Origin of the sequence: Helicobacter monodelphidis, from assembly GCF_003288845.1 — a bacterium.
Taxonomy (GTDB): Bacteria; Campylobacterota; Campylobacteria; order Campylobacterales; family Helicobacteraceae; genus NHYN01.
Genome location: NZ_NHYN01000002.1, coordinates 55333 through 79151 on the forward strand (window position 1 = coordinate 55333; position 23819 = coordinate 79151).

Genomic DNA, 23819 nt, shown 5'->3' on the forward strand with positions numbered 1-23819 from the left:
AGTAAGCAATGAATTTGTCTATGAATCAAAAACTTTATTTAGGTTTTGGAATCCTGATCGCCATTATGATTTTTGTTGCAACAACAGGAATGCTTAAAGTGGGTAATATCAATCAGGGTTTAACAACAATCACTGAACTCAATGCTCTCAAGCAACGTTACGCTATTAATTTTCGTGGTAGTGTTCATGATCGGTCCATCGCTATTCGGGATGTAATTTTATTTGAAAAAACAAGAATGGATTCCTTACTTCAAGAAATTCAAAGGTTAAGGGATATGTATTCTGAAGCTGCCAAAAATTTACAAGTTATTTTCAGTAACGATCAGTTGGTAAATGCAGAAGAAAAAGCCTTGCTTGCAGAAATTCAACGCATTGAGAAAGAAACGGTAGCAAGCGTCCAACAAATCATTAGCTTAAAAAAACAAAATCAAGATGATGAGGCAAAACAGATTCTTTTAACAACGGTTGCCGGACAATTTGTGAATTGGTTAGCCGCTATCAACCGATTGATTGATTATGAAGAGAGCCAAAATCAAGTCATCACACAAGAAGTTAAAGATATTGCACAAAATTTTAGCTATTTAATGATTGTTTTAACCATCATTATGGCATGCATTGGCATTAGCATTGCTTTTGCCTTAGGAAGATTCCTTAAGCATTCTTTAGGTGGAGAACCACAGGAACTCAAACGCATTGTCAATGTAATTGCAAAGGGCGACCTCACGCAACAGGTAACTTCCGCATATGAGGGAAGCACTCTTAGTGCTGTTATATTAATGCAAGCTAAAATTTCTGAAATTATTAAAACAATTGTTGGCGTATCCAAAACATTACTTGACAAAACAAACATTGTTTCGGATGCTTCCTTACTATCCCAAAATGCTGCAAATCGTCAGGAAGATATGACAACCTCTCTTTCAGAAGATATCAAACAAATTCAAGTGAACATAGCAGAGGTAACAAAAATTGCACAACTCACTAGCGATAACTCAACGCAAAGTGCTGAATTAAGTGAAAGGGGGAGAGAGGCAGTTAAAAAAACTGCTGAAAATCTTGAAAGCGTTACTCAATCTGCTAAAGATTCCGCCTCAAAAATTCAATCTCTCTACCAACATGCACAAACAATTGGTAATAGTGCTGAATTAATTCAAGAAATTACCGACCAAACAAATTTGCTTGCCTTAAACGCAGCTATTGAGGCAGCAAGAGCAGGAGAATCAGGGAGAGGTTTTGCTGTTGTTGCGGATGAAATTCGCAAACTTGCAGAAAGAACTGGGGTTGCCACACAAGAAATTAATCATATTATTGAGCTTATTCAAACTGAAACAAAAGAAGCAGTTTCAAGTGTAGAAGGAATGGTGAGAGAAATTGATAATAGTTACGAGGTCGCGAATGAAGCCTCTTCAGTGCTAGATGAGATTTATCATCAAGCAACAGACTCTTTAGATAAAATACAACAAGTTGCATCGCACTCCGAAAACCAAAATAACGAAATTAACAGGTTATCACAGGAGATTAATGAAATCGCAAATATAGCTCAGGAGACTTCAGATATTTTAGAAAAAAGTCGAGATGAAATCAAACTGCTTGAAGATGCGTCGCATCAGCTAGAAAAAGTTATTAAAGAATTTAAAATATAAAAAACCACAAAAATGCAATGGCAAAAAATATGCAAATTCCATAAACCCCTGCCATTTTCCATAAAAAATAGGATGGGCGGGGCTGGTTTTTTTGCATTTCCTCTTGAATCTTCTGCTTTTCCTCTAAGCATAATTGTCGAAACAAGGGTTCACTTAAACCCTTTAGTTGTTGCTGAATCTCATCATCAAAAATACCTCCATGCAAAAAAAGCTTCTGAATTGCTTCTCGCCAATGTTGCTCCAAAGCAGTGTAAATCTCCCATAAATCATACCACTCTTGGTCATCTAAGCCATACTCTAAAAAAGAATCTCTTATTTGCATATCCGTTTTATTTTCAATCTTTAAAGATTGAATCAAATATAAAAAAAGTTCTAGCTTTTCTCTAACCCGATTGTCAATCATAAAAGCCCTACACGTTCCTTTACAATACGATAACGACTTTCAGCAATTTGCCTTGCCGCGTCAGCCCCTTTGCAAATCAAATGCTCTAAATAGTTCGGTTCTTTTTGTAGCATAAAATAATGTTCTTGAATGGGCTTTAATGACTCAATAATTACCTCTGAAACCCTTTGTTTTAGCACCCCATAACCCTTACCCTCAAATTCTAATATGATCTGCTCTTCTGTTTGCAAACTAAGTGCTTGATAAATCTTTAAAAGATTATAAACACCATGTTGTTCTGTATTGAATGTAATATGTCCTAAAGAATCTGTTGTCGCCCTTTTAATTTTCGCTAAAATATCTTTCGGACTATCTAACAAAGCGATTGTACCTTGTGGCGAAGCATCACTTTTGCTCATTTTTTTTGTTGGCGTACTCAAACTCATAATTCTAGCACCAACATCAGGGATTATCGATTCTGGTATCTTGAAAGTTTCACCATACTCGTAATTAAAACGTTGGGCAACATCACGCGTTAATTCAATATGCTGACGCTGGTCATCTCCAACGGGAACAAAATCAACATCATAGAGTAAAATATCTGCTGCCATCAAAGCAGGATAATTAAACAAGCCAACATTAATATTTTTTGCATTCTGGCTACTCTTATCCTTAAATTGCGTCATACGACTCATATCTCCCATTGGAATATAACAATCAAGAATCCAAGCAAGTGCGGTGTGTTCATTCACTTGAGATTGTACAAATAGGATAGACTTCTCTGCATCAATCCCACATGCAAGAAGCATAGCCATTAATTCATAAGTTTTCTCTTTTAATATTTTAGAGTCTTGTTTGACAGTGATAGCGTGAGAATTGACAATACAAAAAATATTTTCAAATTGCTCTTGAGAATTAACCCAATTCTTCACCGCACCTAAATAATTCCCCAGATGGATATTTCCGGTTGGTTGAATACCTGAAAATATTCTTTTTTTACTCATAAATCCCTTTCCTACTTACGATTTGCTTTACTATGAATCACTGAATGCACAAAAGCAATAACGATAATAATCATACCAACGCTACCCACAATCACTTCCGGAATGTGGTGAAAAATCTGTACAAACATCAATGTTGCAAGGAATAAAATCGCATATCTTGCTCCATGTTCTAAAAAGATAAATTCTGAAAGCACTTTTTTTTCAACAAAATAAATTGTTAAAGAGCGAACGAAGAATGCACCAATTGCCAGACCAATCATAATAATAAAAACATTATTGCTTAAAGCAAATGCACCAATCACACCGTCAAGTGAAAAACTTGCATCAAGAACTTCCAAATACAAAAACCCAATTACCCCACTTTTTGCACCCGTTTTCGCAAGTGCATTATCAATACCCCTAATCAAAGCATATAATGCTAAACCAATAAAATAAGCAATACCAATAGAAATATCTTGACTAATACCCAAAAGAATAATACCAACCACAGAAGCAACAAATAATTCAATAAAGTTAATCTTACTAATTTTTACAACAAATGCATTCTGCTCTAAGCCCTTAATCCAAGAAATTTCCTTCCCTTCATCAAAGAAAAATTCCAGAAACACCATCAATAAAAATGCTCCACCGAAAGCATAAATCGTCCCCATCACTTCAGAAAGTAATGCAGCATAGGCTGCAGCGTCATTTAAAGCCAGTTGCGTAATTTCAACAAACCCTTTAGAGCTAGCAAGAGCAACGATAACAATGGGCAAAATAAAACGAACACCAAAAACGGCAATAGGAATCCCATAAGTAATAAATCGAAAACGCCATTTTTCATCCATTGTATTGAGAACTTTTGCATTAATCACAGCATTATCAAATGAAATAGAAACTTCCAATAACGCAAGTAAAAAGACAATATAGGCAGCATTCACACCACCCAAAAAAATAAACGCAACCACTAAACCCGCCAGGGCAAAAAAAGAGGAAAACGCAAAATATTTCATAAAGGTCCTTGCGATGGGCAATACACCCCATCATAAACATGATTACAAAAAGAAATTAAATTACTGCATATGCAATATTTAAACAAGCCTTAATATTGCGCAATTCTTGAAGTGTAGCCTGATTCACTTCATCATCAACAATAATAACCGCTAAAGCTTCATTGTGTGCGTTGCGCCCCAAGCGAAAATCAGCGATATTAATTTGGTGATTAGCAAGAATTGTCCCAATAGCACCAATGACACCCGGAACATCTGTATTTCTAAAAAAAATCATTCTTCCTTTAGGTTTAATGTCCAAATAAAAGCCATTTACCTCAACAATGCGTTGAATACTGCCATCAAAAACGCTTCCACTAAGAGTAATTGTCTCTGTTTCACTTGTTAACTTAATAGAAACAACATTTTGATAGGCACCATGTGCTTCCTTACAATCCACCTTGCACTTAATCCCTCTTTCTTCAGAAACAAATGGGGCGTTAACGTAGTTAATGGCATCACCCAAACTTGCTTTCAAGGCACCAACAAGTAAAGAAGTTTGTAAAGGAGCAGAATAACTCCTCAGTTCCCCTTCCAATGTAAGTTGAATGGAGTGAATCGGGTTTTTATTGATTTGTGTTGCTAAAAACCCCATCTTCTGAATCAACTCTAAAAAAGGCTTTAACGAAGAGGGTAGCTCATTTTCTTTAATAGGAAGATTTAAGGCATTTGGAAAGCTTGAGCCCCTTGCAGCTTCAATTGCTGCCTCTGCAGCCTCAATTGCAATCCTCTCTTGAGACTCAAGAGTATTCGCACCAATATGAGGAGTAACATAAAGATTAGGGACATCAAGTAGTGGATTTTGTATTGCTGGTTCTTTATTAAAAACATCAACTCCAGCCCAACGAATCTTTTTAGACTTCAAGCCTTCTAGTAAAGCTTCCTCATTATATAATCCACCCCTTGCACAATTAATTAGAATTACGCCATCTTTCATCTTTTCTATTTGTTCTTTATTTATCATATTAATTGTTTCACGATTTTTTGGAGTATGTATCGTAATAATATCACACTCTAAAATAGCATTAAAATCTGTCACATAACCTACACCCAAGTCTGTTGCTTTAGCAGGTTTAATATACGGATCATAGGTAATGACTTCCATCTCAAACGCTTTGGCACGCAAGCCCACACGACTACCGATATTACCAAAACCAATAATGCCTAATTTCTTACCTTTTAGTTCTGTACCATACCAATCTTCACGTTTCCAAATACGATCATTTTTTAATTGGTGATTCGCACCTGGAAAATTTCGCACTGCATTCAATAAATGTGCCATTGTTAATTCTACAGCCGCAATCGTATTTGCAGTTGGAACATTCATCACAACTACGCCACTGCGAGAACAAGCATCAATATCAACATTATCTACACCTACACCCGCTCTTACAATAGCTTTAATACCAGTTGCAGCAGCTAAAAACGCTGAATCAACATCAGTGGAACTACGTGTAATAGCAACATCAGCGCCAGACAACACTTCAGCCAAACGATCTTTTGGGTGATCTGCTACTTCAATTAGATCAACCTCACTACTTTTTTTTAAAATATCCAAACCATGTGCATGAATATGGTCACATACAACAATCTTATAAGGCATAAACTCTCCTTAAGTTCTTTGTAGCTGATACTGAATTTCGTATTGCTTAAGTTGCTCTAAAACAGACTTCAAATACTGCTCACTTCTTGCATTAATCATTAGCTGAATTCTGCCTCCATTTTTATAGTAGGCATAATTGATGCCATTACTATTTAAAACATAATTCAGACAAAAAAACCGATAAGCATCAAGTTGTTCCACCATCACTAAAAATCGTTGCTCACCTGCCTCAGGAGGCGTAACATCAAAGTTAATACTTAACTCCAAAGCAGGATAAACAAAAGAACCGCGTTTACCGCTTGAAAGCCCATCAGCCCAAGAGGTTACCTCCTCCGTTGCCTGTTCCATTAGGGTTTTTTGATTAGAAATTCCGGTTTTATCATCACTTAAAGACAGATTGCTTCGTTCAGCAAGCTCATCTTCAAATCCAGAAAGCTTGAGATAGCTAAAAGTAACCACGCCCGCTAAGGCAATGACAATTAAACCAAACAACGCAACCGCAAATTTCGACATTCAAATACCGCCCGCCTCTGCTATGAATTTAATTCTTTCAAAACATCGCCTAATGTCATTTTTTCATCACCATTAAAAGCTTTAATATGTTCTTTCTCTTTCTTGCGCTCCAAACGTTTAACTGAAACACGAATGCGATTATTATCTCTATCAATTAAAGAAATCACACCTTCAATTTCATCGCCAACTTGAAGATTCTCTTTTTTTAGTGGTGCTAAATCTTCTACACGAATGAGAGCATCAATGCCATCTTCAAGATTAATAAAAACACCAAAATCCTTAATGTCACGAATCTTACCAATTACTTTATCATCAACTTGATGCTTCTTGCTAAAACTATCTGCAGGAGATGATAAAAGATGTTTGCGACTTAAAGAAATCCTCTCCTTTTCCGAGTCAATTTTGATAATTTTTACTTCAACTTTATCGCCCTCCTTCATCTGCTCTTTACAACGCAAATTCTTCTCCCAAAAGGCGTCCTCATTATGCAACAAGCCATCAATGCCCCCAATCTTGATAAATGCACCAAAATCAGTCAAAGTTGCAATTTCACCTGTTAAAATATCACCCTCTTTGTGTGTTTTGCAAAAATTTTCAAAAGGACGCTCTAGCATTCTTTTGCAAGAAACACGTAATCTCCTTGACTGGACATTAATTTCAATAACCTCAACAGTAATTTCCTGCCCACTCTTAAGATGCTCACCCGGATGTTTAATATTTTTGTCCCAAGAAATCTCTGAGATATGCAAGAATCCTTCAATATCATTACCCAAATCAACAAATGCACCATAGGGCTCAACATTACTTACAACCACTTTAATTGCATCGCCAACCTCTAACTCATCTTCAATTTCTTTCCATGGATCTTCAGCAGTCGCCTTAATCGATAGGGAGAGTCGCTTTTTCTCCTCGTCATAACCAATTGCCTTGACACTAACTTTTTCACCTTCTTTAAATGTTTTGGAAGGATTTACCGGACCCTTGTAGCTAATCTCCGTATAGTGCACTAACCCCTCAATGCCTTCAACCTCAACAAACATTCCAAAAGCAGTAATCTTCTTAATGATGCCTACAAGAGGTTCTGTTGCACCCAAAAGCTTCTGCACACCCTCTTTTTTTATCTTATTGTTGATATCAAAAAACCGCTTACGAGAAACAACAATCGTATCTTCGTCAGGCTTGACATTAATAATGCACACCTTAATTCTTTTATTAAGATGTTTACCATCATCTTTAAGTGCTGACATCTTACGTGGCATAAAATATTCCACACCCTCATCATCCTCAAGCGTATAGCCACCATGATTTTTATGAACAATCTTTGCCTCAACGACAACATCTTTATGTTGATCGCCCAAAGCAATAATCTTTTCCTGCACCTTATGATATTTTAAAGCCTTAACGTGAGATACAGATGGCTTTTCGCTATGTTCATTTGTAACAATGACATCAATCTTATCGCCTTTTTTAAACTTCAGCTCCCCATTCTCTGTAATTTCCGCAACACTAATTCTACCCTCATTTTTACCACCTACATCAACTAAGACAATGCCCTCATTTTCGTTAATGCTAACAATTGTCCCTACAGTGATTTTACCACTTCTACTTTTCGCATCAAATTGGTCCAATATCGCACCAAAATCCTCACCCTCATCTTCCCCAAAAGAGGCACACTTACTACTTTCAGCCATTTACAACCTTTATAAAAAACTCAACCTTAGTGGTTACTTTTAGTTATTGTAACATATTTTTGTTTAAAAACTGCTATATTGGAGTAATTGCCTCAATTTTTGCAACAACATTTTGAATAATCCAATCTGGAGTTGATGCACCTGCAGTTACCCCACAAATTTTTTTATGCAAAAACCACTCTTCTTGTAATTCATTTTCATCTTCAATCAAATAGGAATCATCACAATGCTCCTGGCAAATAGACAATAATTGCTTGGTGTTTGAAGAATTTTTACCCCCCACAATAATCATCACCTCTACTTCACAGCTTAATTCTCTGGCTGCTTCTTGATTATCAAAAGTTGCATTACAAATCGTATTAAAAATACGCACTTCTGTACATTCTCGCACAAGATAATCCGCAATATTTAAAAATTCACTAATTTTTTTTGTTGTTTGAGATACTAAAGCAATCTTTTCAGACAGAGACTTTTTTTTTAGTTCTTCCAAATTACCAACAACAAGCACTGGCGTCATAGAATAGCTCATTACTCCCTTCACTTCTGGGTGAGATTCATCACCAAAAATAATTACTTGATAACCCTCTTTGCTCATTTGCTCACAGATTTGTTGAGGTTTAGTTACAAACGGACAAGTTGCATCGGTAATTTGGTTGCTTTTAAGACGTAATTTCTCTAAGTCTTTCTTAGGAATTCCATGCGTACGAATAATAACCTCTGAATGATTAGGAATCTCTGCAACACTTTCACATACACTTACGCCATAATCACTTTTTAAGCGATTAATTTCTTTTGGATTGTGAATTAATGACCCAAGTGTAATACCGCCCGGCTTAGATTCAGCTAGACGAATAGCCCTCTTCACACCAAAACAAAAACCTAGATTCTTCGCTTTTTTTACAATCATTTCTCGCCTTGTTTTAATAATATTAAATCAACCCAATCTTACAAATTTTTCTTTAATCCATCCTAAAATAACAAAAAATTTATACTATTTCTGTTACTGCAACAAATAATATATTCCCTTATTGCAATCAAATTATATTCTACTTTATCCCAAGCAATATTTGTCTTTTATTGATATTTCTACAGCAACGCCGAGTAATATCGATAAAATTCACACATTTTTAATTGTACTAACTCTGTAGTTACACAATCTGTGAAAATTCCCTAGTTACTTCCTCAAGCTACCCCACATGCTAGCTCATACGCTCACTATAAACACACTGATTCACAAAACATTCAAGATTATTTGCAAAAAATTATGGCAATGCCTTTTCTAAACCATTTTTTTAGCTACTGTATAATTCTTCCATAGAGAAAATACGACTTAAAGCCTTAACAACATAAAATCATGTTCATCTAAAAATTCTGTAATTACCTGCTCCACAACACCATCTCTATCATTGTACATCTTTTCAAAAAAACTCCAACTAAAAATGTGGCACCTCTATTTTGCCCCTTTTGGTTTTGGAATCACTGTCATATTCACATAACGTCCCTCTACTTTTGCCTCCTTATCAATCACCGCAATATCCTCAACCAATGCCCAAACACGTTCTAAAACTTCAATTCCAGCTTGAGGGGTACTCACCTCACGCCCTTTGAGAAAAACACGAAATCTAACATGCTTATTATCCTCTAAGAATTCTCTTGCATGCTTCACCTTATAGTTAATATCATTACTCGCAATCTTAACGGAAAGCTTAATTTCCTTAATCTCAATTTGTTTCTGCTTTTTTTTAGCCTCTTTTTGCTTTTTTTCTTGCTGATAGCGAAACTTATTATAATCCATTACTTTACAAACAGGGGGGGTTGCATTAGGTGCAATCAAAACTAAATCCAATCCTTCCCTTTGTGCAATTTTCAAGGCTTCACCAGAAGACATTACCCCATATTGCTCACCATCATCACCCAAACACCTAACTTCTTTTAATCGAATATCCTCATTTAAGAGTATCTCTTCATTCTTACTCAAAAGCTAACCTCACTCATTTTTTCCTTTATTAAATTGATAAATTCATCTTTATTTATCTCGTATTGAGACTTCAAACGGCGATCCCTAACCGCTACACTAAACTCCTGCACCTCTTTTTCGCCCAAAATTAAAATCAATGGCACACGTTCCTTTTCAGCATTACGAATCCTCTTATTCAGTGTCTCATTCTTATGATTAATCTCCGCATAAGCACCAACCTCTCTCAGCTCCTTTTGGATGTTTAACGCATAGTCATACTGCTTATCTGAAATAGGAATAATAATAACCTGTGTCGGTGCAATAAACAAAGGAAATTCACCGCCAAAATGCTCCGTCAAAATCGCAATAAATCGCTCAAAAGAACCTAAAATTGCCCGATGTAACATCACAGGACGCTTTTGATTGTTATCTTCATCAATATAACTCAAATCAAAACGTTCTGGCAAATTCATATCTACCTGAATCGTTCCACACTGCCACTTTCGCCCAATCGCATCTGTAATTTTAATATCAATCTTTGGTCCATAAAATGCACCACCACCTTCATCAATACTATACTTCAAGTTTCTTCTTTCCAAAGCATCTTTTAGGGCTTGAGTCGCTTTCTCCCAAATCTCATCTTCACCAATGGATTTCTCTGGACGTGTAGAAAGCTCCAATTCATACTCAAAACCAAAAGAAGACATGATCTTATCCACAAAAGCAATAATGTCAATTACTTCATCACGAATCTGGCTAGGTTGGCAAAAAATATGCGCATCATCTTGTGTAAATTCACGCACCCTCAAAAGCCCATGCAAAACACCACTCTTTTCATGCCGATGTACCACACCATACTCATAAAATCGCAGGGGTAAATCACGATAACTATGAATATTGTGCATATATACTTTAATATGCCCAACACAATTCATCGGCTTTATCCCATATTCTAATTCATCAATATGTGTAAAATACATATTTTCACCATAATTCTGATAATGCCCACTTGTTCTCCATAAGTCACTTCTAAGAATCTCTGGACCCCGTACAGGCTCATAAGCACGGCGAACATGGGCTTCCGTCATCAAGGATTCTAATCTTCTACGCAACCTCGCACCAGCGGGCAACCAAATGGGTAATCCAGCACCCACCGCCTCATCAAAGGTGAAGAGTTGCATTTCTGCACCTACCTTACGATGGTCACGTTTCTTAGCTTCCTCAAGTTGATGCAAATAGGTTGATAAACTTTCTTTATCTGCAAAAGCAATTCCATAAATGCGTGTAAGCATTTCACTATCTTCACTTCCACCCAAATATGCACCCGCAATTTTTGTAAGCTTAAATGCTCTTAAGAAAGAAATATTAGGCAAATGCGGTCCACGACAAAGATCCTCAAACTCACCCTGTTTGTAGATAGAAAGATTTTCATCAGGAATTCTTGAAATGACCGCTTGTTTTAAGTCATCATTCTTAAACTTCTGAATTACCTCTTGTTTAGGCATAAAATATTTTTGAATCTCTGCCCCTTTTTTAGCAATTTCCTTCATTCGTTTTTCTATCTTAACTAAATCTTCCTCGCCAATTTTTTCTTTTACACGAAAATCATAATAAAAACCTTCCTGCACAACAGGCCCAACAAAGAATTGTGCATCCTTGTAGATATCCTTAATTGCCTGTGCCATCAAATGGGCACAAGAATGGCGGATAATTGACAAAGATTCTGGAGAATTATCAAAAAAAATCTCCTCACCTTCAATGCCACGCTCTTTAGCAGTCTGCATATCATAAATTTCGTTATTATATTTTACTCCAATTACTTCCATTATGAGTGATTCTTCCCATCTTTATGCTTTAAGTTATAAGCAAAATTATAACACAAACAAACTTGATGATTTGCTTAAAAACTCTCAACACAGTCTGGATATAAGTTTTAAGCTTAAATTTGATAGAATTGTAGGCTTTTTACACTATCACTTTAAGGATGTGGTATTTTAAAATTAAGGTAACGAATTTTAATGGACTTTGCAACTCTTTTTCAACAAATTGTCAATGGCATTAGCTTAGGCGGTATGTACGCCTTGATTGCGATTGGCTACACAATGGTTTATGGCGTGTTACGACTAATTAATTTTGCCCACGCCGATATTATGATGGTAGGAGCATTCCTTTGTTTTTTTGCTATGCAATATTTTGGCTTACCTTTTTGGGCAGCTTGCATTGTATCTGTTATCTTTTCTGCTCTTTTAGGCACATTTGTGGATAGAGTTGCCTATAGACCCTTGCGTTTCGCACCCCGAATTTCTATGTTAATTACCGCTATTGGGGTTAGCTTTTTTTTAGAAAATAGCTTTAATGTTTTCTTTGGTAGTTCTGCCCAATCCTTTTCTTCGCCAGAATTTCTTTCACAAACAATCTTGATTAATGAGATTTCTATCACACTCATTACTCTCGTTGTCCCTGCCCTAACACTTATCTTACTCCTAATGCTCCTTTATTTACTCTATCGCACAAAGCAAGGAATGGCGATTCGTGCTGTTGCTTTTGATGTTAGCACTGTTTCGCTAATGGGCATTAACGCAAATAAAATCATTTCATTAGTCTTTATTATTGGTAGCTCACTTGCTTCTGTTGGTGGGATTTGCTATGCTGTTTCTTACCCTACTATTGACCCTTTTATGGGCGTAATGGTCGGTTTAAAAGCCTTTGCTGCAGCTGTTTTAGGTGGAATTGGGAGTGTCGGGGGTGCTGTTTTAGGTGGCTTTATTTTAGGATTCACGGAAGTAATGGCGGTTATGTTTCTTCCAGAATTAAGTGGCTACCAAGATGCCTTTGCATTCTTACTCTTGATTCTCGTGCTTTTATTTAGACCTGTTGGAATCATGGGCGATGAACGTCTAGAAAGGAGTAGATTCTAATGAAGATTTCTCCCCTTACCACTCCACAAACAAGCTTTCAAGTCATCATATTCCATATATGTTTATACCTTATTATGTTTGCTTTTTTATACTTTTCTAAATTATTTTTTGAAGATTATGGGGTGATGATTCTTAACCAAATTTTTATTTATACAATCCTTGCTGTCAGTTATAATCTCATTAATGGTGTAACAGGGCAACTCTCTTTAGGTCCAAATGGATTCATTGCTATTGGTGCTTACATTACAGCTATTATGCTTTTGAGTGAAGAAAACAAAATGGATATGTATCAGCTAGGAATCTCTGATATAACCCTTTTATTCAATGACTCTTCACTAATGGTTGCCTTACTTGTTAGTGGGTTTGTGTCAGCACTTGCAGCTATTATACTTGCAATCCCTGTTTTTCGTGTACGTGGGGACTATCTCGCAATCGTTACATTAGGCTTTGGGCTTATCATTAAAATCGTCATTGAACAAGAAAGAACCCTCACAAATGGTGCAACTGGGTTAAATGATATTCCAGAGTACGCAAATATCTATTGGTGTGGCTTTATTGCTTTAATGGCGACAATCCTTATCTTGCAAATTATTTATTCTAAATATGGGCGAGCAATGAAAGCTATTCGCGACGACGAAGATGCCGCCCTTGCTATGGGTATTGATACCTTTAAAATTAAGCTCTATGCCCTAAGCACTTCCGCATTCTTACAAGGTGTAGGTGGTGGACTTTTAGCCGCACTTTTAACAACAATTGTTGCAAAAGATTTTGGATTTGAACTCACATTCAAACTCCTTATCATTATCGTGCTAGGAGGGCTTGGAAGTACAACGGGTGCAATTATTGGCACAATTCTAGTTATTGGTGGCGGAGAATGGCTAAGATTCTTAGATGATGATTTAAGCTTTATTGGTATTGATGGTAGCTATCCTGGCTTAAGAATGGTTATATTTTCTTTAATTCTATTGTTTGTGATGATTTTTGCAAGAGAGGGCATTTTAGGCAAAAAAGAAATATGGGAGTTTAAAAAATGAAAGCTTTGGAAGTCTGTAATGTCACCAAACAATTTGGTGGACTCAAAGCGATTGATTCAGTCTCCTTTGAAATCATGCAGGGTGAAATTTTTGGCTTAATTGGACCAAATGGTGCAGGAAAAACAACAATGTTTAACCTCATTACTGCCAATATTCCCGCTACAAATGGGCATATTTTACTTGGAAATGAAGAAATTACACATTGCAAACCTAATCAAATCGTCACAAAAGGTATTGCAAGAACATTCCAAAATATCCGCCTTTTTGAATCTATGAATGTTCTTGAAAATGTCCTTATCGGTTTACACACTTCAACGCAGTATAGCTTTTTAGAGGCTGCATTTCGTTGCGGAAGATTCTTCTCGCAAGAAAAACAAGCTAAACAAAAAGCTTTGGAAATTTTAGAGTATATCGGTATTGTAGAATTTGCACAACACAATGCAAAAGCCCTTAGTTATGGTAACCAGCGCAAGGTAGAAATTGCTAGAGCATTAAGCACACAACCCAAACTTTTATTGCTTGATGAACCTGCTGCTGGTATGAACCCAAAAGAAACAGAGGATTTAGCCTCTCTCATATTTAAAATGCGTAAAGATTTTACACTGAGCGTTTTATTAATTGAACATGATATGCCTTTTGTTAATCATCTGTGCGACCGCGTTCTGGTGTTAGATTACGGAAAAATGCTTTTCAGCGGGACACCAAAAGAAGCTATTAATCACGAAAGTGTAATCGCTGCCTATCTAGGAGATTTAACAAAAATTCAAGGGGTGAATGATGCTTAATGTCAAGAATTTGAATGTCTATTATGGCTTAATTCATGCTTTGAAAAATATTAACTTTCACATTGAAGAGCACGAAATTGTTACACTTATTGGAAGTAATGGTGCTGGAAAAACCTCTACATTAAACGCTATTGTGAATAGCGTTAAATCTAAAGGACAAATTGAATTCTTTGGTGTAAATATTGCAAAAATCCCTACGCACAAAATTATTCACAGAGGAATCGCACTTGTCCCAGAGGGCAGAAGAGTTTTTACAAATCTAAGTATTGACGAAAACCTTAGAATGGGTGCGTACCATAATGATGAGAATTTTGAACGTTTGCGTTTAAAAATGTATGAGATTTTTCCGCGCCTCAAAGAACGAGCAAATCAGATGGCAGGAACAATGAGCGGGGGTGAACAGCAAATGCTTGCCATTGCAAGGGCATTAATGGGCGAACCCAAACTCCTTATGCTTGATGAACCGAGTTTAGGCCTTGCACCTAAAGTAATTGGAGAGCTGTTTGATGTCATTAAAAATCTTAAAAATGAAGGCATTACCGTTTTACTTGTTGAGCAAAATGCCTTCTTAGCATTAGGCATTGCAAATCGTGCTTATGTACTTGAAAATGGGCAGATTACTTTAGAAGATGAAGCAAATGCCCTATTAGGAAATGTAGAGATAAAAAAGCGATATTTGGGAGGATGATAATGAAAATGGAGGAATTATACGAAGATAAGTTAGCTGTTTTGATTGATATTGAAAATGCACAATATCACCTTATTAAGGAAGTTTTAGATGAAATAGCCAAATATGGAACAACAATCATTAAACGTGCTTACGGGGATTGGACATCAGAAACAGCAAAAAACTGGAAAGAAAAATTGATTGATTATGCAATTACCCCCATTCAGCAGTTTAGCTATACACAACGCAAAAATTCAAGCGATATTGCCCTTGTTATCGATGCTATGGATCTCTTACACACAGCAGAACTAGATGGTTTTTGCCTTATTTCTTCAGATAGCGATTTCACGCATTTAGCTAAACGTATTCGCGAAAGTGGCTTAAAAGTTTATGGCTTTGGAGAACAAAAAACACCCCTTGCACTACAGAAAGCATGCGATCGTTTTATTTTTGTTGAAATTCTACGCAATGACAACCAAAAACGATTAATGCAAAAAAATGACCAAGAACTAGAAGAAATTTTTACCTCCGCACTCAAGGGAACAATGCAAGACGACGGCTATAGCCATCTGGGTGCTGTTGGGATTTACATTCGCCACAACCGCCCGTCGTTTGACCCTCGAAATTATGGTTACGACAAAATGGGAGACCTTGTCCGCAATTTGACTTTTTTAAAGATTCAAAGACGCGAAGACGATAAAGGCGGAAGTAATATTTTTATTACACACAATCAAAATGGGAGTTACTAACTCCCCCACAAACCTAAACATAATAAACTAAAAATCTACTGCTTTGCAGATCATTCCCCATCAATGATCGCATCAACAGCCTTGGATAATTCCAACGCCGCAGCTTTATCTACTCCTGCAACTTGCATAAGGTTATTTTGGAGAAGTTTTGTATCTAGCTTATCAACCTTCACTAAAACCCACAATGTCGACCCATCTTTACTTACCCACTGATTCACAATTCTTGAACCTGCCAATGTTTTATTCACACTATTACGAATAGCTTGCACAGTTTCTTGATTTACACTTGTTGCATCACTTGTTGCTAATTCTTTATACTTACTCTCAACTTGCACAGAAAGCTGGTTAGCAATCTCAACTCTAGCAGCATTTGAAGCTTGTGTCTTTGCAAAGTTAATATTATTGCTTTTAATGGGTGCACTCCCAACAGCACTCAACATCTCACTTGATTCTAACACCCAAGCAGGTGCACCATCTAGTGCTGCATTCACTGCCTCATTTTCTAATTTGGAGCTACAACCTCCAATAAGAAGCAAACAACCCAAACCAAGACTTAAAAAAATTTTTTGATTCATTCTTTCTTTACCTCATTTTATTTGATATTTACAAAGCTTAGTATCTCTAAAAAATACTTTGATACTCATTAAAATCTTTTTTACCATAAGGAAAATTTAATGTACCGCCTTACTTACCAATAAATACAAAGGCGGATTTATAAAAATTTGTATTGATTGATAATAACAGCTTTCCAAATACTCCTCAGCTTGCTCAATACGCGTTCCATAACTAAAAACTGCTGGGGTTTTATGTGGATATGGACTCTGTTGTGTTGGAGAAAATTCAATAATCCCACAACTCCCATCTATATCAAGTAAGGGGATTAAAGAACGTACTAAATCATACGGATTGGGCGTGCGATGAAGAATTTGATTTAAACATAAAAAACCTATTGGTTCTGTAGGCTTGAATGTCTGTGCCACGACTTCAGCTAAACAGACTGCTTGATAAAGCATTTTTTTTGGGAGTTGTAAATGTGATTCAACATTTGACTTTTCGTCCTCTACATAGATTTCTACAAACAAACGCGAAGAGGTTTGAGAGATTGCTAAACTCTTTTCAATCTGTCTTGAAAGTTCTGTATAGCATTCCTGTAAATCCGGACGCAAAGAGGGTACATATAAAGGCATAAAACTCCTTGAATGATAAAATTCAGGTAGGATTCTAACATTATTTGGCTTTAAAAATATACAAGTTTGCATTCGCTATAATTCCACAAAAAAGAGGAAAAATGCGTCAATTTGTTGATTTACTAAAAGAAAAAAATCTCATTAAAATCATCGATGAACCCGTTGATATTGAATTAGAAATGGCACATATTGCCTATGTTGAAGTTAAAAAACAAGATTCAAAAGCCATCTTATTTACTCAACCTATCTGCAAAAGAACAAATCAACATTTCAATATGCCTGTGTTAATGAATTTATTTGGAAACCACTCTCTTGTGGAACTCATTTTGGGTGATGTCGAAAAAATTGCCACTAGCGTAGAAGAAATTATCAAATTCAAGCCCCCAAAATCGTTTCAAGAAGCCTTAGAATGGTTACCTAAACTTTGGCATTTAAACAAGGCATTTCCCAAACGCACAAAGCAAAGGGGTTTGTGCCAAGAGATGATCCATCAAGGAGATGCCATCAACCTCTATTCGCTACCCATTCTTAAAACTTGGGAAAAGGATGCAGCAGCATTTATAACAATGGGACAACTTTACACGCAAAGCTTAGATGGCGGTATTCAAAATCTAGGAATGTATCGTCTACAAGTTTTTAATAAAAAAGAATTAGGTTTGCATTGGCAGATCCATAAAGATTCTATGCACCTATTCGAGGAATATCGCAAAAATGGACAAAAAATGCCTGTTTCTGTGGCGATTGGTGGTGATCCACTCTACACTTGGTGTGCAACCGCTCCTCTACCCTATGGACTTTTTGAATTACTTCTTTATGGCTATATCCGCAAACAAAAAGCAAAGCTTGTCCCTTGCATCAGTAACCCCTTGTATGTGCCTTTTGATGCAGATATTGTGATTGAAGGTTTTGTTGATGTTAATCGCTTAGAAAATGAAGGTCCTTTTGGTGACCATACAGGATTCTATACGCCTATAGAACCTTATCCAGTGCTAGAAGTGAGTACCATTACACACAAGCAAAATCCTATTTATCTTGCCACTGTTGTCGGAAAACCGCCTCTAGAGGATAAATATTTGGGTTATCCTACAGAACGTATATTTTTACCTCTTTTACGCACGACAGCTCCACAATTAATTGATTATTATATGCCTGAAAATGGTGTTTTTCACAATTTGATTCTTGCAAAAATTGCACCGCACTATCCAAGTCATGCCCAACAAATTATGCACGCACTTTGGGGTGTTGGGCAGATGAGTTTTGTTAAGCACGCTTTATTTGTGGGTGAAAACGCACCAGATTTGCGCGATGCAAAGGCTATTACCACATACATTCTTAAACGACTTTCAACACAGAATCTACTAATTAGCGAGGGCATTTGTGACGCACTTGACCACGCTAGTGAACATTTTGCAAAAGGTGGTAAATTAGGCGTAGATTGCACAGGTGATGAAGTTCTTAATGATGTTGAAATTTTAAGTGATGGAGAATTGCTAAATAAGCTTACGATACTTATGCCAGAAGCAGTTAAATTACATCAAATCTTTACAGATACGCCCAACCCCATCACTCTTATAGGCGTACAAAAGAAAGATCAACCCATTACGGAATGTTTTAAAGCATTAGAGCCTCTTAAACAATATTTGCGCGTAGTCGTCTGTTTAGATTATTCTAAACTTGACGCAGAAAACTTTTATATGACACTTTGGAGAGTCGTTAACAGTATAGATGCAAAAAGAGATATACGCATTCTTGAAAAAATGATATGTATTGATTCTACAGACAAAGGAAAACTAGAAGGCTATACAAGACAATGGCCACTTGAAACAAATTGCAATGCTGAAGTGATTGCAGATTTAAGAGCAAGAAAGCTGATTGATATTGATGATGCATTTTTGGACTATTTTCAGATTCTTAAATAAGAATATAAATTTACTTTAAAAAAGGAATAAAATAATGTACGACACACATTGTCATCTAGATGCAGAATGCTTCTTTGCAGATTTACCTGAAGTAATTGAAAATTCTATTCGCGTAGGCGTGGATCGCTTTATTATTCCTGGTGCAGATTTACGTGATTTACAAAGAGCACAAGAAATAAGCCAAAAATATACTGAAGTATACTTTGCAGCAGGCATTCACCCTTATCATATCGATGATTATGATGAAGACACTTTAGAGTCTTTCATTCAAGATAAAAAATGTATCGCTATTGGTGAATGTGGCTTGGATTATTTCCGACTAGAAAAAGGGAAAGAGGAAGAAATAAAAGAGGCACAGAAACGGGTTTTTCTTGCTCAAATTTCCCTTGCTTTAAAATACAAAAAACCCATCATCTTGCATATACGTGATTCTTCAAATGATGCTTATGAGATTTTAAAGCCCTACATGCAAGAGCTAAAAGGTGTTTTACATTGCTATAACGCAGACTCTATTTTGCTGAATTTAGCACAAAATTTTTATTATGGAATTGGCGGTGTTTTAACTTTCAAGAATGCAAAAAGACTTGTAGAAATTCTTCCTAAAATCCCTATTCATCGTATTCTTTTAGAAACAGATGCTCCATACTTAACGCCAGAACCTCATCGTGGAAAAAGAAATAGTCCAGAATTTATCCCTATTATTGCACAAAAAATTGCTGACCTGTGTCAAAAAACTCAAGAGGAAATAGAAATAATCACCAATCAAAATGCAGATACACTTTTTTGGCAGACAAATCATTAATTTTCCGATAAAAGGGAAATTTTTAAGTTGCTTTTAGATATAATTCGCCTTTATTTTTGAAAATTCGTTATTGCAAGAGGTTTGCTGTGAAAATTTTTTATAGCCTTATATTGCTTTTTCTTATCTCCCCATTATCTGCTGCTTTTGATACCGCCTATCGCGGAAATGTTGGTGTGGTCTTTGAAAAATTTGATGTCAATCCCTCATTCGTCAATAGTGAAGATTTCATTACATTCCAAACTAACATGGACGAAAAATTACGAGCACGCAATTTTCTCAAAGGATTTGAGGGCGGTGAACGCTTTATTCCTTTACTAAAACAAAAAATAAAAGAAGCCGGCATCCCACAGGAATTCCTTTATCTTGCTTTAGTAGAATCTAATTTTTCACCTAAGTCAAAATCTCCAAAAAAGGCAACAGGTATTTGGCAGTTTATGCCTAAAACAGCAAAAATGGTAGGCTTAAGGGTAGATTCACAAATTGATGAGCGACTTGATCCTGTGCGGTCAACAGAAGGGGCTATTGCTTACCTTAAATATCTCCACGATACATTTGGCAAGTGGTATCTTGCAGCCATTGCTTATAATTGTGGTGATGGACGCTTAATGCGTGCGATTGAGCAAGCAGGAACAGACGAACTAGAGGTTTTACTTGATTCAGAGGAAGCATATATTCCACAGGAAAGTCGCAACTATATCCGTAAAATCCTCTATGTCTCCTTACTTCTAAGCGATGTTGACGCACTCAAGGAACAAGGATATGAATACCTCTTGAATCGTGGAATTGGAGGGCCTAGTATTTCTTCTATTCGTGTGAGTGCCTCTCCACTAGTAGATATTGCAAAACAAGCTGGAATGAGTGTAAGCGAGCTAAAAAAATATAACCACCACATCAAAAAAGGGAGACTCCCAAAGGGTGGAGTTTATAATCTTTACATCCCCTATGAAAGCTTAAGCACTTACCGCAGTAATGAGTTTAGTTCACGCCAAAAGCAACGTTTTGCCTTAGCAAATAAACATCGATAAAATCTTAACAGTCTTAAAAGGAGTGATTTATGGTAAGATTCAAACGCATTCTAGGAAGTATCGGAGTTTGCTTTTTGCTCATCTTAGCTGGTTGTGCCGACCCGGATACTCCCATTGATTATCCTACAGAAGTAGGAAATATTCCTGAAAATGCACAAAGCGGACCTGGGACTATGAAACCATACCAAATCAATGGTATTTGGTATTATCCAAGTCAAGTTGCGGTAGGTGCAGAGGAATCTGGGCTGGCAAGTTGGTATGGGCCAAACTTTCACGGAAGAAAAACCTCTAACGGTGAAACTTATAGCATGTATGCAAAAACAGCAGCACACAAAACTTACCCTATGAACACTATTGTGAAAGTAACTAATAAAAATAATAATCTTAGTACCGTTGTGCGAATTAACGATAGGGGACCTTTTGTTGCAGGAAGGATTATCGATCTTTCACAATCTGCGGCACAAGAAATTGATATGATAAAAACTGGAACTGCCCCTGTTAGCATTGAAGTTCTAGGTTTTAATGGTATCATCTCAAGCGATTCTGATGCTCTTCCCCAAGTCTCTGTCGACTCTCAAGAATTCCCTGTAGGTAAAATTGAAACCACCGTTTCATTAAGTCGCTTCTTAGTGCAAATTGGAGCATTTAGAAAAAAATCTGGTGCAGAATATTACAAAAAAGAACATAGCAATATGCGAGGTTATACTGCTGTCGTGCGTGAATTTCAGCTTGATGGTGCACCTATTTATCGCGTAATGCTTTCTGGCTTCAAAAGCGAGAATGAGGCAAGAGATTTCATCTCTAATGAGCCAAGCTTACGTGGTGCATTCATTATCACAGAGTAAAAAGATGCCAATAACACGCAGCACCAAAGAAACACACATCACAGCAAATTGTGATATCTATGGAACAGGACAAGCCAAAATTTCCACTGGCATAGGCTACTTTGACCATATGTTAGAGAGTTTTTCTAAGCATTCCTTGATTGATATAGAACTTGAATGTAAGGGCGATTTGCATGTTGATGACCACCATAGCGTTGAAGATTGTGGAATTGTTTTGGGTGAACTTTTTAAGGAAAAATTCTATCCACTAAAAGGTGTAGAACGGTTTGGTAACGCATCTATTGTGATGGATGAAGCATGCGTTGAATGTGATTTAGACCTCTGCAATCGCCCCTTTTTTGTTTGTGATTTACAGGTAAGTGGAAAAGTTGGAACTTTTGATTGTGAATTAGCAGAAGAATTCTTTAAGGCAGTTGCCTTCAATGCAGGAATTGCACTGCATATTATTCAAAAACGTGGTAAAAATCAACACCATATTATTGAGGCTGCTTTCAAAGCATTTGCTGTGGCACTCAGACGTGCACTAACGCATAATCAACGCATTCATATTCCAAGCACAAAGGGTATTTTATGATTAAACTTATTTTACTAGATGTTGATGGAACACTCAATGATGGTAAAATCACTTATGACTCTAATGGAAATGAAATTAAAAGTTTTAATGTTAAAGATGGTTTAGCTATTGTTTGTTGGTTAAAATTAGGCAGACATATCGCCATCATCACAGGCAGGAAATCGCATGTTGTTGAAATGCGAGCAAAGGAACTTGGCATTTCTTTACTATTTCAGGGTATTGAAGACAAAGGGCATATTGTTCGAAAAATTCGAGAAGAATACGGCTTTAAAAAGAAAGAAATTGCCGCCATCGGCGATGATTTAAATGATATAAAAATGTTCAAAGAATCATCTTTAAATTTTGCACCTCAGGATTGTTCTTGGCTTGTTATGCCTCACATTGACCACCATTTAAAAAATAATGGAGGTTGTGGTGCAGTTAGAGAAATGGTTGAAACAATTCTTTTAAGAGAGGGGCGTTTGGATGAATTTTTGGCGCTATGGAAATAGTTTATATTTATTCTTTTTTACTCTTATTGCTATTTCTTTAGTTTTTGTATTTTTAATGATACAAAATCGCTCCCAAAACTCTACAGTGGCTAACTCTTATCTACCCTTAGAATTGATTAAATTTACCTACTATCAAATCAATGGCGAAGAAGGTGTAAAACTCAAAGCAGAAGGAACACATGCCTACCAAACAACTGAAAATAATCAAACAACAGAATTCATTAGAGATTTATCTCTCATACAAGATATAGACCACCACAAAAGCTCCTTAATGACCTCATTCGCCATCAGAAAAGGTGATCAAATTTTTTTCGATGAAGGTGTTTATTTTTCACGCGATGACTCCTTATTTTTCTGGAGTCAGAAGGGCACTTATTTTATTGAATCAAGAGTTTTTAATGGTGAAGGTGATTTTTTTATGAACGATACAAGTGGTTCAACAATGCAGGGTAAAAACATCTTTTACGACTATTATTCCTCCATTTCCATTGCACAAGCTATTCGCATTCTAGCGGAGAGAAAATGAAACATTTAAGGCTTTTTCTGCTGTTGCTCATTTTTGCCTATGCCAAAAATGAGCCCATTGAAGTGGTTGCAGAAAATATTATCACCGACCAAAATAAAGGTACAAGCATTATCAGCGGTAATGTCACCGTAAAGCAAGGCAAAGACAAACTTAACACCAATGAACTTACCCTCTACTTTAACACAACAACAAGACGTCCTACTTCATACCACGCAAAAGGAAATGTGCATTTTGAAATCACTCTTGAAGATGGACGCGTTATTCAAGGTGGGGGCAACGAAGTATTTTTTATTGTTGATGAAGAAAAATATGAATTACTAGGAAATGCCTATGTACAAGAAGCTGGACAACCAAATCGTGTACGTGGAAATAAAATTGCAGTCAGTCGCAAAAATGGTTACCTTAATGTACAAGGTAGCAAAAATGCACCCGCAAAAGTCATATTCAAGCTTGACGAAAACCCTTCCAAAAAGGATTAA

The 23819-nt window shown here is 36.4% G+C and carries 25 protein-coding genes; 14 read left to right on the forward strand and 11 right to left on the reverse strand.

The window, feature by feature from the left end; translation table 11 throughout:
- Positions 1-8: 8 nt before the first annotated feature.
- The gene (locus tag CCZ01_RS01260; RefSeq protein ID WP_112051422.1) at positions 9-1640 is read left to right on the forward strand and encodes a methyl-accepting chemotaxis protein; all 1632 of its coding nucleotides are present in this window, start codon (positions 9-11) and stop codon (positions 1638-1640) included.
- Here CCZ01_RS01260 and CCZ01_RS01265 read toward each other — a convergent pair.
- From CCZ01_RS01265 to thrS, 9 genes are all read right to left on the reverse strand, one after another.
- Positions 1630-2043, reverse strand: a complete 414-nt coding sequence (locus CCZ01_RS01265; protein WP_112051423.1) for a hypothetical protein — start codon at positions 2041-2043, stop codon at positions 1630-1632. The genes CCZ01_RS01260 and CCZ01_RS01265 overlap by 11 nt on opposite strands.
- Positions 2040-3026, reverse strand: coding sequence for a tryptophan--tRNA ligase (trpS, locus tag CCZ01_RS01270; protein WP_112051424.1), 987 nt, complete (start codon positions 3024-3026; stop codon positions 2040-2042). The genes CCZ01_RS01265 and trpS overlap by 4 nt, the downstream gene beginning before the upstream one ends.
- A gap of 11 nt (positions 3027-3037) precedes the next feature.
- Positions 3038-4018: a DUF475 domain-containing protein gene (locus CCZ01_RS01275; protein ID WP_112051425.1), complete on the reverse strand. Its 981-nt coding sequence runs from the start codon at positions 4016-4018 to the stop codon at positions 3038-3040.
- A 55-nt stretch (positions 4019-4073) separates the two neighbouring features.
- A complete protein-coding gene (gene serA, locus CCZ01_RS01280) occupies positions 4074-5657 on the reverse strand; it encodes a phosphoglycerate dehydrogenase (protein ID WP_112051426.1) in 1584 nt (527 codons plus the stop codon).
- Positions 5658-5666: 9 nt separating this feature from the next.
- Positions 5667-6170, reverse strand: coding sequence for a hypothetical protein (locus tag CCZ01_RS01285; RefSeq protein ID WP_112051427.1), 504 nt, complete (start codon positions 6168-6170; stop codon positions 5667-5669).
- Positions 6171-6190: 20 nt separating this feature from the next.
- Positions 6191-7861, reverse strand: a complete 1671-nt coding sequence (locus CCZ01_RS01290) for a 30S ribosomal protein S1 (protein WP_112051428.1) — start codon at positions 7859-7861, stop codon at positions 6191-6193.
- Between the two features lie 73 nt (positions 7862-7934).
- The gene (locus tag CCZ01_RS01295; protein WP_112051429.1) at positions 7935-8768 is read right to left on the reverse strand and encodes a 4-hydroxy-3-methylbut-2-enyl diphosphate reductase; all 834 of its coding nucleotides are present in this window, start codon (positions 8766-8768) and stop codon (positions 7935-7937) included.
- A gap of 543 nt (positions 8769-9311) precedes the next feature.
- On the reverse strand, positions 9312-9839 hold the full coding sequence (gene infC, locus CCZ01_RS01300) for a translation initiation factor IF-3 (RefSeq protein WP_112051430.1): 528 nt from the start codon (positions 9837-9839) through the stop codon (positions 9312-9314).
- Positions 9836-11644, reverse strand: a complete 1809-nt coding sequence (thrS, locus tag CCZ01_RS01305) for a threonine--tRNA ligase (protein ID WP_458692852.1) — start codon at positions 11642-11644, stop codon at positions 9836-9838. Before thrS ends, infC begins: the two co-directional genes overlap by 4 nt.
- Positions 11645-11836: 192 nt before the next feature.
- Here thrS and CCZ01_RS01310 point away from each other — a divergent pair, with 192 nt between their 5' ends.
- The 5 genes from CCZ01_RS01310 to CCZ01_RS01330 are packed head-to-tail and all read left to right on the forward strand — an operon-like array spanning position 11837 to position 15971.
- Positions 11837-12736, forward strand: a complete 900-nt coding sequence (locus CCZ01_RS01310; RefSeq protein WP_112051432.1) for a branched-chain amino acid ABC transporter permease — start codon at positions 11837-11839, stop codon at positions 12734-12736.
- Positions 12736-13770, forward strand: a complete 1035-nt coding sequence (locus CCZ01_RS01315) for a branched-chain amino acid ABC transporter permease (RefSeq protein ID WP_112051433.1) — start codon at positions 12736-12738, stop codon at positions 13768-13770. Before CCZ01_RS01310 ends, CCZ01_RS01315 begins: the two co-directional genes overlap by 1 nt.
- Positions 13767-14555 (forward strand): ABC transporter ATP-binding protein, encoded by a 789-nt coding sequence (locus tag CCZ01_RS01320; protein WP_112051434.1) that lies wholly within the window; start codon positions 13767-13769, stop codon positions 14553-14555. The genes CCZ01_RS01315 and CCZ01_RS01320 overlap by 4 nt, the downstream gene beginning before the upstream one ends.
- Entirely contained in the window at positions 14548-15243 is a 696-nt protein-coding gene (locus tag CCZ01_RS01325; protein ID WP_112051435.1) for an ABC transporter ATP-binding protein, read from the forward strand. Before CCZ01_RS01320 ends, CCZ01_RS01325 begins: the two co-directional genes overlap by 8 nt.
- 2 nt (positions 15244-15245) lie before the next feature.
- The gene (locus tag CCZ01_RS01330; protein WP_112051436.1) at positions 15246-15971 is read left to right on the forward strand and encodes an NYN domain-containing protein; all 726 of its coding nucleotides are present in this window, start codon (positions 15246-15248) and stop codon (positions 15969-15971) included.
- Positions 15972-16021: 50 nt separating this feature from the next.
- Here CCZ01_RS01330 and CCZ01_RS01335 read toward each other — a convergent pair whose 3' ends face one another.
- Complete coding sequence (locus CCZ01_RS01335) at positions 16022-16546, reverse strand: LPP20 family lipoprotein (protein ID WP_112051437.1); 525 nt, start codon at positions 16544-16546, stop codon at positions 16022-16024.
- A gap of 96 nt (positions 16547-16642) precedes the next feature.
- Entirely contained in the window at positions 16643-17158 is a 516-nt protein-coding gene (locus tag CCZ01_RS01340) for a hypothetical protein (RefSeq protein ID WP_112051438.1), read from the reverse strand.
- A gap of 101 nt (positions 17159-17259) precedes the next feature.
- On the opposite strand from CCZ01_RS01340, the gene CCZ01_RS01345 reads away from it, so the two are divergent.
- From CCZ01_RS01345 to lptA, 8 genes are all read left to right on the forward strand, one after another.
- Positions 17260-19077: a menaquinone biosynthesis decarboxylase gene (locus CCZ01_RS01345; protein WP_112051439.1), complete on the forward strand. Its 1818-nt coding sequence runs from the start codon at positions 17260-17262 to the stop codon at positions 19075-19077.
- 31 nt (positions 19078-19108) lie between these two features.
- Positions 19109-19879, forward strand: a complete 771-nt coding sequence (locus CCZ01_RS01350; protein WP_181566273.1) for a TatD family hydrolase — start codon at positions 19109-19111, stop codon at positions 19877-19879.
- Between the two features lie 86 nt (positions 19880-19965).
- A complete protein-coding gene (locus CCZ01_RS01355) occupies positions 19966-20904 on the forward strand; it encodes a lytic transglycosylase domain-containing protein (RefSeq protein WP_112051441.1) in 939 nt (312 codons plus the stop codon).
- 29 nt (positions 20905-20933) lie between these two features.
- Positions 20934-21749: a septal ring lytic transglycosylase RlpA family protein gene (locus CCZ01_RS01360; protein WP_112051442.1), complete on the forward strand. Its 816-nt coding sequence runs from the start codon at positions 20934-20936 to the stop codon at positions 21747-21749.
- Positions 21750-21753: 4 nt separating this feature from the next.
- Positions 21754-22323 (forward strand): imidazoleglycerol-phosphate dehydratase HisB, encoded by a 570-nt coding sequence (gene hisB, locus CCZ01_RS01365; RefSeq protein ID WP_112051539.1) that lies wholly within the window; start codon positions 21754-21756, stop codon positions 22321-22323.
- On the forward strand, positions 22320-22814 hold the full coding sequence (locus tag CCZ01_RS01370; RefSeq protein WP_112051443.1) for a KdsC family phosphatase: 495 nt from the start codon (positions 22320-22322) through the stop codon (positions 22812-22814). Before hisB ends, CCZ01_RS01370 begins: the two co-directional genes overlap by 4 nt.
- Positions 22789-23340 (forward strand): hypothetical protein, encoded by a 552-nt coding sequence (locus tag CCZ01_RS01375; RefSeq protein WP_112051444.1) that lies wholly within the window; start codon positions 22789-22791, stop codon positions 23338-23340. The genes CCZ01_RS01370 and CCZ01_RS01375 overlap by 26 nt, the downstream gene beginning before the upstream one ends.
- Positions 23337-23819, forward strand: a complete 483-nt coding sequence (gene lptA / locus CCZ01_RS01380) for a lipopolysaccharide transport periplasmic protein LptA (protein WP_112051445.1) — start codon at positions 23337-23339, stop codon at positions 23817-23819. The genes CCZ01_RS01375 and lptA overlap by 4 nt, the downstream gene beginning before the upstream one ends.